At 66.4% G+C, this 13,705-nt stretch carries 11 protein-coding genes; 8 read left to right on the forward strand and 3 right to left on the reverse strand.

The genetic code is table 11. The annotated features are described in order from the left end of the window. Nucleotides 1–81 precede the first annotated feature (81 nt). Both ACW9UR_RS22890 and ACW9UR_RS22895 read left to right on the forward strand, forming a co-directional pair. Nucleotides 82–1,110, forward strand: coding sequence for an NADP-dependent oxidoreductase (locus ACW9UR_RS22890; RefSeq protein ID WP_458919398.1), 1,029 nt, complete (start codon nucleotides 82–84; stop codon nucleotides 1,108–1,110). A 206-nt stretch (nucleotides 1,111–1,316) separates the two neighbouring features. Beyond that, nucleotides 1,317–1,670, forward strand: a complete 354-nt coding sequence (locus ACW9UR_RS22895; protein ID WP_458919399.1) for a hypothetical protein — start codon at nucleotides 1,317–1,319, stop codon at nucleotides 1,668–1,670. A gap of 230 nt (nucleotides 1,671–1,900) precedes the next feature. Here ACW9UR_RS22895 and ACW9UR_RS22900 read toward each other — a convergent pair whose 3' ends face one another. Continuing rightward, on the reverse strand, nucleotides 1,901–3,109 hold the full coding sequence (locus ACW9UR_RS22900; protein ID WP_458919400.1) for an acyl-CoA dehydrogenase: 1,209 nt from the start codon (nucleotides 3,107–3,109) through the stop codon (nucleotides 1,901–1,903). Between the two features lie 97 nt (nucleotides 3,110–3,206). Next, the gene (locus ACW9UR_RS22905) at nucleotides 3,207–5,165 is read right to left on the reverse strand and encodes a bifunctional 2',3'-cyclic-nucleotide 2'-phosphodiesterase/3'-nucleotidase (protein ID WP_458919402.1); all 1,959 of its coding nucleotides are present in this window, start codon (nucleotides 5,163–5,165) and stop codon (nucleotides 3,207–3,209) included. Nucleotides 5,166–5,324: 159 nt separating this feature from the next. On the opposite strand from ACW9UR_RS22905, the gene ACW9UR_RS22910 reads away from it, so the two are divergent. From ACW9UR_RS22910 to ACW9UR_RS22935, 6 genes are read left to right on the forward strand one after another with little or no spacing between them, the layout of a single operon-like run. After that, entirely contained in the window at nucleotides 5,325–6,446 is a 1,122-nt protein-coding gene (locus ACW9UR_RS22910) for a LacI family DNA-binding transcriptional regulator (protein ID WP_458919403.1), read from the forward strand. A gap of 19 nt (nucleotides 6,447–6,465) precedes the next feature. Continuing rightward, nucleotides 6,466–7,818, forward strand: a complete 1,353-nt coding sequence (locus ACW9UR_RS22915; protein ID WP_458919404.1) for an ABC transporter substrate-binding protein — start codon at nucleotides 6,466–6,468, stop codon at nucleotides 7,816–7,818. Nucleotides 7,819–7,876: 58 nt separating this feature from the next. Then, the gene (locus ACW9UR_RS22920) at nucleotides 7,877–9,124 is read left to right on the forward strand and encodes a carbohydrate ABC transporter permease (protein WP_458919405.1); all 1,248 of its coding nucleotides are present in this window, start codon (nucleotides 7,877–7,879) and stop codon (nucleotides 9,122–9,124) included. Next, the gene (locus ACW9UR_RS22925) at nucleotides 9,121–10,350 is read left to right on the forward strand and encodes a carbohydrate ABC transporter permease (protein ID WP_458919406.1); all 1,230 of its coding nucleotides are present in this window, start codon (nucleotides 9,121–9,123) and stop codon (nucleotides 10,348–10,350) included. Before ACW9UR_RS22920 ends, ACW9UR_RS22925 begins: the two co-directional genes overlap by 4 nt. A gap of 34 nt (nucleotides 10,351–10,384) precedes the next feature. After that, complete coding sequence (locus ACW9UR_RS22930; RefSeq protein ID WP_458919407.1) at nucleotides 10,385–11,641, forward strand: MGH1-like glycoside hydrolase domain-containing protein; 1,257 nt, start codon at nucleotides 10,385–10,387, stop codon at nucleotides 11,639–11,641. Then, entirely contained in the window at nucleotides 11,641–12,687 is a 1,047-nt protein-coding gene (locus tag ACW9UR_RS22935; protein WP_458919408.1) for an ABC transporter ATP-binding protein, read from the forward strand. Before ACW9UR_RS22930 ends, ACW9UR_RS22935 begins: the two co-directional genes overlap by 1 nt. Here ACW9UR_RS22935 and gcvA read toward each other — a convergent pair. Next, entirely contained in the window at nucleotides 12,684–13,598 is a 915-nt protein-coding gene (gene gcvA / locus ACW9UR_RS22940) for a transcriptional regulator GcvA (RefSeq protein ID WP_458919409.1), read from the reverse strand. The two genes, ACW9UR_RS22935 and gcvA, sit on opposite strands and share 4 nt — an antisense overlap. Nucleotides 13,599–13,705 lie beyond the last annotated feature (107 nt).

The following is a 13,705-nucleotide window of genomic DNA, read 5'->3' on the forward strand; positions in this document are numbered from 1 at the left end:
GGGAACATTGCCCGCAAAGAATTGTTGAAGCTCCGACAGCAGTCCCCACCTCAGCGGGGACACGCAAATCAAAGGTGATTCATGACCGATCAGATGCAGCGCATCGTCCTTGCCAGCCGCCCCGAGGGCGCGGCGAGTCTCGACAACTTCCGCCTCGAAGGCGCCGAGATTCCGAAACCGGGGCAGGGCGAGGTGCTGGTCCGCACCCTCTTCCTGTCGCTCGACCCCTACATGCGCGGCCGGATGAGCGCCGCGAAATCCTATTCGGCCCCGGTCGAACTGGACGAGACCATGGGCGGCGGCACCGTCTCGGAGGTCGTCGAAAGCAACGCTGAGCACCTCAAGCCCGGCGACATCGTGCTGGGCATGGGCGGCTGGGCGACCCACGCGGTGCTGCCCGCAAACCAGGTGCAGAAGATCGACCCGTCGGTCGCGCCCGTCTCGACCGCGCTGGGCGTGCTGGGCATGCCCGGCTTCACCGGCTGGTACGGTCTGACGCAGATCGGCCAACCGAAAGAGGGCGAGACGCTGGTCGTCGGCGCCGCCACCGGCCCGGTCGGCTCGATGGTCGGCCAGCTTGCCAAGGCCAAAGGCCTGCGCGCCGTCGGCGTCGCGGGCGGCGCGGACAAATGCCGGTTCGCGGTCGAGGAACTGGGCTTCGACGCCTGCATCGACCACCGCGCCCACGATACCGCAGACAGCCTGCAAGCCGCGCTGAAGGCCGAGGCCCCGGACGGCATCGACATCTATTTCGAGAACGTCGCCGGCAAGACGCTGGAAGCCGTGCTGCCGCTGATGAACGTCCACGGCCGCATCCCGCTCTGCGGCGCCGTGGCGTGGTACGAGGGCGGCTCGGACGCCGACCACGACCAGTTGCCCGCCGCCTGGCGCGGTCTGCTGACCAACCGCCTGACCGTGGGCGGTTTCATAATCGCCGACCACTACGACCGCTTCCCCGAGTTCCTGAAGGAGGTCGCCCCGCTGGTTTCCGCCGGAAAGATCGCCTACCGCGAGGACATCGCCGAAGGGCTGGAGAACGCCCCCGAGGCCTTCCTCGGCTTGCTCAAGGGCAAGAACTTCGGCAAGCAGCTGGTCCGCGTGGCCGAATGACAGGGCAGGGCGGCGCGCGACCGACCGGTTGGCGCCGCCCCGTCTGCCGAGACGCAGGCGCGGCTTCAGGGCTTGAGCGGATTTTCACGCCCGGGCACCCGAAACCTGCATCGTGCGTTTCGTAACGCCCATACGCACTTGATCCACTATCCCGACGCTGCGATCTAGGGTCTCGTCCCAGGTGTCTTGGCCGAAAGCAGGCGGGAATGTCTTATATCTACTGCGCAATGATCGCAGGTGTGATCGGATTTCAGGTCGCGCTGATCCTGGGCGCCCCGTGGGGCAGGATAACTCAGGGCGGCCAGGTCGAAGGTCCCTTGCCGAGGTCCGGCCGGCTCGTCGCGGCAGTCTCCATCGCAATTCTGACAGGGATGGCGCTTGCGATCCTGTCCGCCGACGGTCGCTGGCCGGGTTGGCCCTCGTGGACGGGATGGGGCGCGGTGGCGATGAACACGGTGATGATGGTGCTCAACTGGATCACGCCGTCAGCTGCCGAACGCAAACTCTGGGGGCCGATCACGACGCTGATGCTCGGTCTGGCCCTCGCGGTTCAGTGGTAGTGAACGCGACTCCGGCCCGCAAGGTCCAGGAGGTTTGTGGCATGCGTGACGAGCGCCACAGGTCCTCGTCCGCCCCTCCGCCGCTGCGGCTGAATCCGACCGCCCAATGCGTGCGATTTCGGCGTTAACAGTCTATCAGGACTTTTTTCAATTTATATTTCATGGACTTAAGGGGGTTTTCACGATGAAATCCCCCGTTTTCATGCCCTTTGCACGCTGAAATCCCCGTCTCAGACGAAGGCTTGCAGGCCGGTCTGCGCCCGTCCGAGGATCAGCGCATGCACGTCGTGGGTGCCCTCATAGGTATTCACCGTCTCGAGGTTCTGGGCGTGCCGCATCACGTGATATTCGGCCATGATCCCGTTCCCGCCATGCATATCCCGCGCCGCTCGCGCGATCTCCAGCGCCTTGCCGCAGTTGTTGCGCTTTATCAGGCTGATCGCCTCGGGCGCGGCGGTGCCCTCGTCCATCATCCGGCCCACGCGCAGCGCTGCCTGCAGGCCCAAGGCGATCTCGGTCTGCATGTCGGCGAGTTTCTTCTGGAACAGCTGGGTCTGCGCCAGCGGCCGCCCGAACTGGGTGCGGTCCAGCCCGTAGGCGCGCGCCCGGTGCCAGCAATCCTCGGCCGCGCCCATCACGCCCCAGCCGATCCCGTAGCGGGCGCGGTTCAGGCAACCGAACGGCCCCTTCAGCCCCTCGACGCCGGGCAGCAGCGCATCGTCAGACACCTCGACCCCGTCCAGCACGATCTCGCCGGTAACCGAGGCGCGCAGGCTCAGCTTGCCGCCGATCTTCGGCGCGCTCAGCCCCTTCATGCCCTTCTCCAGCACGAAACCGCGGATCTTGCCGCCATGCGCCTCGGACTTGGCCCAGATCACGAAGACATCGGCGATGGGCGCATTCGAGATCCAGGTCTTCGCGCCGCTTAGCACGTAGCCGCCGTCGACCTTCTTCGCGGTGGTCTTCATCCCGCCCGGATCGCTGCCCGCATCGGGCTCGGTCAGGCCGAAACAGCCGATGAATTCGCCGCTGGCCAGCTTCGGCAGGTACTTTTCCCGCTGCGCGTCGGAACCGTAGGCATGGATCGGGTACATCACCAGGCTCGACTGCACGCTCATCATCGAGCGATAGCCGCTGTCCACCCGCTCGACTTCACGCGCGACCAGCCCGTAGGCGACATAGCCCGCGCCGAGGCCGCCGAACTCTTCGGGGATGGTGACGCCCAGAAGGCCCATCTCGCCCATCTCGGCGAAGATCTCGGGCGCGACGGTTTCATTGAGATAGGCGTCCGTCACCCGAGGGGCCAATTTGTCCGCCGCATAGGCGCGGGCACTTTCCGCAACCATCCGCTCGTCCTCGGACAATTGCGCCGACAGGTGGAACGGGTCCTGCCAATCGAACCCCGCCAGTCCCGGTCCCTTGCCGCTTTCGCCTGCCATGTCGCGCCCTCCCGCAGATGTATCGGGCGAGTCGTAACGAGAAACGCCGCCCGCGACAACGCGGACGGCGTCTGGTTTCAGAGTGAAAACGCCGCGCTCAGAGCGCGATGCGGAACAGCGCGAATCCGTCCGGCCCGTCGCCCGCGGGCTCGATGCTGACGCCCTTCACGTCGGCGGCATAGTCGCGACCCTTCGGCCCGGTCTCGAACAGGACGGTCGTGCCCTCCATTGGCGCGAAGGTCCAGTTCGCGTCGGCGCTGGGGCTGATCGTGCCCTGCTCGACGATATAGCGGACGATCACGTCGCGGTTGGTGTCTGGCCCTTCGAAGATCGTGGTCTCGGGCGTCGCACCGGGGAAGCTGCCGCCGCCGCTGGCGCGGTAGTTGTTGGTCGCGATGACGAACTGCTGCTCGGGGTCGATCGGCTGACCGTTCCAGGTCAGGTCGACGATCCGGTTCGCATCGGCGTTCACCACGTTGCCGTCGCGGTCGAACTTCGATGGCTGGCTCAGGTCGATCTTGTACTCCACCCCGTCGATCACGTCGAAATTGTAGCTCGGGAACTCGGGGTTCAGCAGTGGCGCATCCGTCGCGCCGGGCGCGACCTGGTTGAACATGCCGGCGGACCGCTCCAGCCAGTCCTTGACCTGCTGGCCGGTGACAAGCACCGCGCGGGCGGTGTTCGGGTAGAGGTAGAGGTCGGCGACGTTCTTGATCGCCACATCGCCCGCAGGCACGTCGGTATAATACTCCGGCCCGCCCCGGCCCCCGGCCTTGAAGGGTGCTGCGGCGGAGAGCAGCGGCAGGCCCTCGTACTCGGTCCCCTTCAGCATCTGTTCGATATACCAGGTCTGCGCGATCGACACGATCTGCACCGAGGGATCGTCGGCCACCAGCGCGAAATAGCTGTGCAGCGGCGCGTCGGTCTTGCCCACCGCGCGGCGAACATAGGCGAGCGTTTCGTCGTGCTCTTTCTGGACCGCGTCCAGCACCGGCTGATGGCTTTCGACCAGCGCGGTGACCGAGCGGTCCTCGTTCCGCTTCGAGATCGGGCGGGCGGCGCTTTCGTGAGAGGCGACGCGCCAGGAATTGCCGTCGCGCTCCAGCATAAGGTCGATCAGGCCCATGTGGCTGCCCCAGAACCCGCCCATCGCGGCGGGCTTGCCGTGGATGGTGCCGGCCTCGACGTCGACCATCTCGGCCTCGGAATAGTCCGGACCCGGGAAGACAAGATGGTGATGCCCGGTCAGGATCGCGTCGATCCCGTCGAGGGCGGCCAGCGGCACGCTCGCGTTCTCCATCCCGTCGCTATGCTGCGCCGGGCCGATGCCCGAGTGGCTGAGCGCGATGATGATGTCCGCCCCTTCTTCCTTGATCTGCGGAACCCAGGCCCTCGCGGTTTCGACGATGTCGCGCGCCTGTACGTTGCCTTCCAGGTGGCGGCGGTCCCAGTTCATGATCTGAGGCGGAACGAAGCCGATGATGCCGATGCGGATCGGGTGGGTTTCGCCCGCGCCGTCGGTCAACTCGCGGTCGAGGATGATGTAGGGCTTGATCAGCGTGGTGTCGGCGGTCGGGGCGGCGCCCATTTCCTTGATCACGTTGGCCGAAACCACGGGGAAGTCGGCGCCGGCCAGGGATTTCATCAGGAAATCGAGGCCGTAGTTGAACTCGTGGTTGCCAAGCGTCGAGGCGTCGAAGCCGACCGCGTTCATCGCCTGGATGACCGGATGCAGATCGCCCTCTTTCATGCCGCGTTCATAGGCGATGTAGTCGCCCATCGGGTTGCCCTGCAGGAAGTCGCCGTTGTCCAGCAGAAGGCTGTTCGACGCCTCGGCGCGGATGCCCTCGATCAGTGACGCGGTGCGCGCGAGGCCGACCGTGTCGACCTCGCGGTCGGCGTAGTAGTCGTAGGGGAACACGTGAACGTGGAGGTCAGTCGTCTCCATGATGCGCAGGTGCGCCTGACCGGCGGCGGCACGGGCCGAGAACGGGTGCAGGGCGATAAAACCGGCGGTGCCGGCAAGGAAGCCGCGGCGGCTGAGATGCAGGGACATGGCTTGCTCCACTCATGCTGATGGTTGCGCCCGCATAGCATCGCATCTTTGACAGTCCTGTGAAGGTGGAAACCGCTTGCGCGCGGTGTGACGTGAGGTGTCGCAATTTCCTGTTGCCGAAACCGGTTTCGGAACGAATCCTGTGACTCGGAGGAAGCAATGAACAATCCCGCCGGAACGGCGCGGCCAAGCGCACCCAAGCTGCGCCCGCGCGTCACCATCAACGACCTGGCCGAGGCTCTTGGACTGACCAAGGGAACCGTCAGTCGTGCGTTGAACGGTTATCCGGACATTTCCCCCAGCACCCAGACCCGCGTCCGCCACCAGGCAGAGAAGATGGGCTACCGCCCGCTCAGCCACGCGCAGGCGATCCGCACCGGACGGGCGCGCTCGCTCGGTCTGGTGCTGCAGGATGACGAGGCGGGCACGCATCGCCCCTTTCTGGCCGAATTCGTCGCCGGGATCACACACGCCGCCAGCGCCGAGAACTGGACCCTGACCATCGCCACCGCCCGGACCGAAGCCGGCGTCCTGGATACGATGGAGCGGCTGATCGACGAGCGGAAGGCCGACGGGTTCATCGTCCCGCGGACCCTGCGTCACGACCCCCGGGTGGAACTGCTGCGCAAGCTGGAGAAGCCGTTCGTCCTGTTCGGGCGTGTCGAGAACATGGACGGGTGCGCCTGGTACGACATCAGCGGCGAGGACGCGATGCACGATGCCGTTCTGCGCCTGGCCGGTTTCGGGCACAAGCGCATCGCTTATGTCGGCGGCGGGGATCGTCACAACTTCACCGGGCTGCGACGGCAGGGTTATCTGGACGGCATGGCCGAAGCCGGGCTGGAGGTGGATCCGCTGCTGATCCGCGAGGGCGGGATGACCGCCATCGACGGGCGGCAGGCCGCCATGCACCTGCTGCGGATGCCGCAACCGCCGACCGGGATCGTCTTTGCCGTGGACCGGGTGGCGCTGGGTGGCTATCGCGCCGCCGCGCGGCTGGGGCTGACCGTGGGCCGCGATATCTCGATCATCAGCTATGACGGCGTGCCCGAAGGCGCCTATGCCACCCCTGCGCTGACCAGTTTCGCGGTGGACAGCCGCCGCGCCGGCGAGCGCCTCGCCCAGCTTCTGCTGGCTTTGGTGCGCGGCGCCGACCCTGAGACACTGCGCGTGCTGGAACCCGCGCGACTGGTTGCCGGCGGCTCTGACGGGCCGCCCGCGATGGACCCGCGAGCCCTTGCCGCCCGCGTCGCACTGACTTCGACCAATCCGAGCAAATGAAACCCAAGGGAGGGATTGAATGACACTGCTCACCAACCGCGCTTCGCTGCGCCTGATGCTGACGGCTTCGGCTGCGATGATCGCCACGCCGTCGCTGGCGGACATCCGGTTCTGGACGACCGAGACCCAGCCGCCGCGCCTGGCGCTGCAGCAGGAGATGGCGACCGACTTCGAAGAGAAGACCGGCATCGCCGTCGAGGTGATCCCCGTCGAGGAAAAAGACCTCGGTACCCGCGCCACTGCGGCCTTCGCGGCCGGTGACCTGCCCGACGTGATCTATCACACGCTGCAGTACGCGCTGCCCTGGGTCGAGGCCGGGATCCTGGATGCCGAAGCCGCGACCGAGGTGGTCGACACCCTGGGCCGCGACAGCTTCGCGCCGGGCCCGCTGGACCTCGCTGCGACCGAGGACGGCATCGCCTCGGTGCCGGTGGACGGCTGGACGCAGATGATCGTCTATCGCAAGGATCTGTTCGACGAGGCGGGTCTGGAAGCTCCGACCAGCTACGAGGCAGTGGCCGCGGCCATCGAGGCGCTTCACAACCCGCCCGAGATGTTCGGCTTCGTCGCCGCGACCAAGGTCGACGAAAACTTCATGTCCCAGGTTCTGGAGCACGTCTTCCTGGCCAACGGCGTGACCCCGGTCGACGAGAACGGCTTCAAGGGCTTCGACGAAGCCGCAACCGTCGAAGTGCTGGAGTTCTACAAGACCCTTGCCGACGCCTCGCCCGAGGGCGAGCTGTTCTGGGACCAGTCGCGCTCGCTCTACTTCTCGGGGCAGGCGGCCATGATCATCTGGTCGCCGTTCATCCTGGACGAGCTGGCCGGTCTGCGTGACGACGCGCCGCCGACCATCACCGACGATCCGACCTCGTCCGAGCTGGCCTCGAAGACCGGTATCGTGACCAACTTCTCGGGTCCGTCGAACCCGGACGGGGCGGCCTGGGGTGACGTGCGTTACTTCGGCATCACCGCTGACGCCGATTTCGACGAGGCGCAGGCCTTCATCCAGTACGCGATGGACGAAGGCTACACCCAGACCCTGTCGATCGCGCCGGAGGGCAAGTTCCCGGTCCGCCGAGGCACTGCCGATGCGCCCGAGCAGTTCGTCGAGGCCTGGTCGAAGCTGGACGTCGGCGTGGACCGCAAGGCCGCGCTGTCGGATCTCTATGACGCGGCGATGATCGAAGAGATCGTCGGCGGCCTGGATGTGGCCCAGCGTTGGGGTGTCGAGGAGGGCCAGCTGGCGCTGGCGTCCAAGATCATCAACAGCCAGGTCATCAACCGCGTCGTGCGCGAGTACATCGACGGGCAGATCGACGCCGCCGCGGCGGTCGCCAAGATGAACGAGGAACTGGCCGCGATCGAGTGATCCGGCCGGCGGGCGGCGTCCCCATCGCCGCCCGCATCACTCCGACAGGAGACCGTCCATGACCACTGCCACTCCGCCGCGCGGCGCGGGGCCTCTGGCCCGGCGAGAGGCGCGGCTTGCCTGGGGCCTGCTGGCTCCGACCATCATAAGCGTCGCCCTGGTCGTCGTTCTGCCGCTGCTGTCCATCTTCTGGATCAGCGTCAAGCCGATCAGCCTCGCTGACCTGCGTCCGCCGACCCCGGTCGTGCGCGAGGCGCTGCGCGGCGATACCGACGCCGCCGGGGACGCGGCGCGGCTTCAGTACCGCATCCGCAACTCGAGTCAGGACAAGCCGATCCGCGGCGTGGTGATGACCGATACACTGCCCGCCGGGCTTGAGCCGGGTGAGTTGGATCCGCGCTGCGAGCTGTCCGGGCAGACACTGACCTGCGATCTTGGCGATCTGGAAGGCGGAGCACGGGACGAGGTGGAGATCCCCGTCACCGTCGGCCAAGCATGGCTGGACGCGGGCAGTCCCGACCCCGAGGAGAGCGAACCCGCCGTCACCGGCCGCTCCGAAAACATCCTGACCAACACGACCTTCACCTGGGAGAACTTCGCCCGCGTCTTCGACGGCGACGAGTTCTGGGGCGTCCTCTGGGTGACGCTGTTCTACACGGTCGTCGGCACCGTCGGCGCGCTGCTCTTCGGGCTTTTCGCCGCGATGCTGCTGAACAAGTCGTTCAAGGGACAAGGCTTTTTGCGCGGCCTCTACCTGTTCCCCTATGTCGCGCCGGTGATCGCGGTCGCCTTCACATGGGTGACGCTGTTCGATCCGTTCTCGGGCTCGGCCAACGCGCTGCTGATCCAGATGGGTGTCACGCAAGGGGCGATCAACTTCTTCGGCGAACGGCCCCTGGCACTGGTCATGGTCACCGTCTTCGAGATCTGGCGCTACTTCCCGCTGAGCTTCCTGTTCATCCTCGCCCGGATGCAGTCGATCGACACCGACATGTATGAGGCGGCGGACATGGACGGCGCCAGCCCGTTCCAGAAGTTCTGGTACTTGAGCATGCCTCAGCTTCTGGGGATCCTCTCGGTCCTGTTCCTGTTGCGCTTCATCTGGACCTTCAACAAGTTCGACGACATCTTCCTGCTGACCGGCGGCAACGCGGGCACCCGCACCCTGACCGTCAACGTCTACGAGCAGGCCTTCGCGGTGTCGAACATCGGCGCGGGCGCCGCCGTGGCGGTGGTCATCTTCTGCTGCCTGCTGGCGTTCTCGTTCTTCTTCTTCCGTTACATGAGCCAGGAGGAGGGGCTATGAACCACCTTCGCTTCGGATATGTCGCGGGGCCGATCATCGGTGCGCTCTGGGGCCTGACCATGGCCGTACTCGCCTGCGTGGTGGTCAGTTTCTCGACCGGGCAGGGGCTGCAACCGTCGGTCCTGTCCTCGCTGGCGGTGGGCGCCTGGGCGGGGTTCGCCCTGCTGCCTGCCGGCGACCGGCCGCAGGGACAGCGTCTGATCTGGATCGGGGGGCTCGCCCTGATCCCGCTTGCGCTGTTCTTCGTGCTGAAACCGGCGATCTCGGGGGCCGAGGGCACCTCGACCGTGACGCTGCTGATCGCCTGGGCGCTGTTCCTGGCAACGGCAGTCCTGCCGCTCCCGGTCATCATGAAGGAACTGCCCTACGGCCCGGCCACCCGGCACGAGTTCGAGGATGCCGTGATCCGCTTCCTGACCGGCTTCGGCTACATCTTCTTCACCGCGATCGTCGCCATACCCTTCTACGTGATGGTGATGACCAGCCTTAAGAACCAGCAGCAGCTGATCCAGAACCCGCTCGATTTCACCATCGACCTGAGCCAGGGCTGGGGCCTGTTCCGCAGCTATGTCGAACTGTTCCGCGACTTCGACTTCGGCACCTACCTGTGGATCTCTCTGGTGGTGTCGGTGCTGACAGTGTTCATCACGCTGCTGTTCTCGGTGCCCGGCGCTTATGCCGTCGCCCGGCTGCGGTTCAAGGGGCGGGCGGCGTTCTCGCGCTCGATCCTCTTGATCTACATGGTGCCGATGATCGTGCTGGCGCTGCCGATCTACATCGCCTTCTCGATGACCGGCCTGCGCAACTCGATCCTGGGGCTTGTGATGATCTACCCGGTCACCACAATCCCGGTCGCGCTCTACATGCTGCAGGGCTACTTCCGCGGCTTGCCTGCGGAGGTTGAGGAGGCGGGGCTGATGGACGGCCTCAGCCGGCTTGCGGTGATCTGGAAGATCACCATGCCGCTGTCACTGCCGGCGCTGGCCTCGGTGTCGCTGTATGTCTTCATGATCGCCTGGAACGAGTTCCTGCTGGCGTTCATGCTGTTGGACGATCCCTCGAAATTCACCCTGACCCGCGGCGTGGCGATGCTGAACTCGTCCGAGGTGCCGCGACAGAACCTGATGGCGGGCGCGGTCGTCGCGACGGTGCCGATCATGGTGCTGTTCCTGGGACTCGAACGCTTCATGACCCGCGGCCTGACCGCCGGGTCGGTAAAAGGATGACCGCCGTATGACGGCAATTGGAAAGTTTGATCCGATGACCGACTACATCGCTCTGGACAACGAAGCCCGCCAGATCCTGCGGGACAATGACCGCGGTGGCTACACCGTGCCGACCGACGGCCTCTATCCCTACCAGTGGAACTGGGACAGCGCCTTCGCGGCGCTGGGCTTTGCGACCTTCGACGTGAACCGCGCCTGGGTGGAGCTGGAAACCCTGTTCTCTGGCCAGTGGCAGAACGGCATGGTACCCCACATCCTGTTCCACAAGCCCGATCCCGGCTATTTCCCCGGCCCGGACGTGTGGGGCTGCAACGGGCCGATCCTGTCCTCGGGCATCAGCCAGCCGCCGATCGCTGCGACCATGGCCCGCAAGGTCTGGGAGCAGGACCAGGAGGCTGGGCTACCGCGGATCGAGATGCTGGTTCCGAAGATTGCCGCCTGGCACCGCTGGTTCATGCAGTGGCGCACCGACCGCGGAGCGGTCTGCATCGCCCACCCGTGGGAAGCGGGCCGCGACAATGCCTGCGACTGGGACGGCGCGATGGCCGCGATCGACCCGCAGGGCGTCGGCGAGTACACGCGCCGCGACACCGGCCACGTCGACCCCTCGATGCGGCCCACCAAGCAGGACTACGACCGCTACATCTGGCTGGTCCAGCGCGGCCGCCGGTTGGAGTGGGACGAAGAGCAGATGGCCCGCGACACGCCGTTCCGCGTGGCGGATCCGGGCATGACCTTCATGCTGCTGCGCGCCACCCGAGACCTGCGCGTGATGGCCGAAGCCATCAATTTCGACACCGGCGAGATCGACGCCTGGATCACCCGCCTCACCGCCGGGGCGCAGACACTCTGGAACGAGAGCCTTGGAAGCTACGACTCCCGCGATGTGGTAAACGGGCCGTTCGCGGACTGTGTCTCGAACGCGTCCTTCCTGAACTGGTACGCGGGCATCGAGAACGAGGCGATGCTGGGTCAGCTCGACCGGGTCATGAGTGCGGTGCCTTATGGCGTGCCCAGCTACGACCCCGAAGGGCCCAAGTTCGATGCCAAGCGCTACTGGCGCGGGCCGACCTGGGGGATCCTGAACACGCTGATCTGCTGGGGCCTCGAAGAGTGCGGCCACGCTGCGATGGCGTCCCGGGTCCGCCAGACCACCCGCGACCTGATCGCCGAGCACGGTTTCGCGGAATATTTCGACCCGACCGACGGTAGCCCGGCGGGCGGCGGTCGCTTCACCTGGACGGCCGCCATCTGGCTGGCCTGGGCCACGCCTGAGGCAGGAGGGAACTGATGGGCGCGATCACGCTTCAGAACGTCGAGAAATGGTATGGCGATGTCCAGGTCATCAAGGGCATCGACCTCGAGATCCCGAACGGTGAGTTCGTCGTCTTTGTCGGCCCCTCGGGCTGCGGCAAGTCCACCCTGCTTCGGATGATCGGCGGGCTCGAGGAGATCAGCCGCGGCCAGCTGCTGATCGACGGACGCGACGTGACCTCCGAGCCGCCCTCGAAACGCGGGCTGACGATGGTGTTCCAGAGCTACGCGCTCTACCCGCACATGAGCGTCGGCGACAACATGGGCTTCTCGCTCAAGACCGCGGGCGCGCCCAAGGCCGAGATCGAGCAGAAGGTGAACGAAGCCGCTCGGATCCTGAAGCTCGAGCCGTTCCTCGACCGCCGGCCAAAGGCGCTCTCGGGCGGGCAGCGGCAGCGCGTGGCCATCGGCCGATCGATCGTGCGCGACCCGACAGCGTTCCTGTTCGACGAGCCGCTGTCCAACCTCGACGCCGCGCTGCGCGTCGAGATGCGCTACGAGATCGCCAAGCTGCACCAGAACCTGGCCGCGACGATGATCTACGTGACCCACGACCAGGTCGAGGCGATGACTCTGGCCGACCGCATCGTGGTGCTTGAGGGCGGGCACATCGCGCAGGTCGGCACCCCGCGCGAGCTTTACGAGACGCCGGCCAACCTGTTCGTCGCCCAGTTCATCGGCAGCCCGAAGATGAACATCCTGCCCTGCAAGACCGAAGGCGGGCAGTTCGCCCCCGAAGGCGGTCGTCTCGCGCCTTATGACCGGCCCCGCCACGCGGTTAAGGTCGGCATTCGCCCCGAGCATATCGTGATCGGCGCCGCGGGCGAGGGCGCGGCGGACGCGACGGTGGACGTACTGGAGTATCTCGGCTCGGACACGTTCGTGATCGCTGATGGCGGTCCGCTCGGCCAGATCACCATCCGCGCCGAAAGCGATGTAGCGGTGAAGCCCGGCGACCGGATCGGCCTGGTTCTGCCGTCCGAGAAGCTGCACTTCTTCGACGAGGCGGGGCAGGCAGTCTAACCCGCCGCCTCGCTCAGCACCCAGTCGCGGAAAGCCGCGATCTTGGGCAGCTCCGCCGCTTCGGGCGGGTAGACCAGGAAATAGGCGAAAGCCGTGCGGTCCTGGTCACCCGGCGGGAAAGGCCGCACCAGCCGTCCCGCCGCGAGGTCGTCCGCCACCAGTGACGCGGGCACCAGCGCAACGCCGTGGCCCTCGACCGCGGCCTGCACCGCCATGCTGTCGGCGCTGAACCGCAGCCCGGCGTCGGGGGAAATGCCCTCGACCCCGGCCGCCCGCAGCCACATCTGCCAGTTGGGCGCATCCTCCTGCTGCATCGTCCAAGAAGTGTGCAGCAGCGTGTGCCGTGAAAGGTCGTCCGGTGTGCGCAGCGGCGGGTCGCCCTCGGCCAGCGTAGGCGCGCAAACCGGAAACGCGGTCTCGCCGGTCAACCGGTCAGCGCGCAACCGGCCATAGCGGCCCAGCCCGAAGCGCAATGCCATGTCCACGTCCTCGGTTCCGTCAAAGCGCACCAGCGTATCCGAGGCGTCCAGCCGCACGTCGATCTGGGGGTGCGCGGCGCGGAACCGGTGCAGACGCGGCAGCAGCCATTTGGACGCAAAGCTCGGCGCGACGCTGACCGTCAGCACCCGCTCGCGCCCCTCCGGCGCGGTGCGCATCCGCGCGGCCCCGTCCGACAGCCGCGCGAAGCCCTCGGTCAGCAGCGGCGCGGCGGCGGCCCCTGCCTCGGTCAGGGCCAGGGCACGGGTCAGGCGGCGGAACAGGGGCTGGCCGACGAAGTCCTCGAGCGCGCGGATCTGCTGGCTGATCGCGGCGGGCGTGACATGCAGTTCCTCCGCAGCCGCCTTGAACGACAGGTGCCGCGCGGCGGCCTCGAACGCGCGCAGACTGTTGAGCGGGGGCAGGGGCGGCATGGTAGTTTCCATGAATTAGCTTTGCTTAATCATTTGCGCAGAAAGCGTCGTTTGTGAAGAGGCATATACTAGCACATATTGAATGACATGAAGCGCCGGCACGAACG

The sequence above is a fragment of the Halovulum sp. GXIMD14794 genome (genome assembly GCF_054457455.1).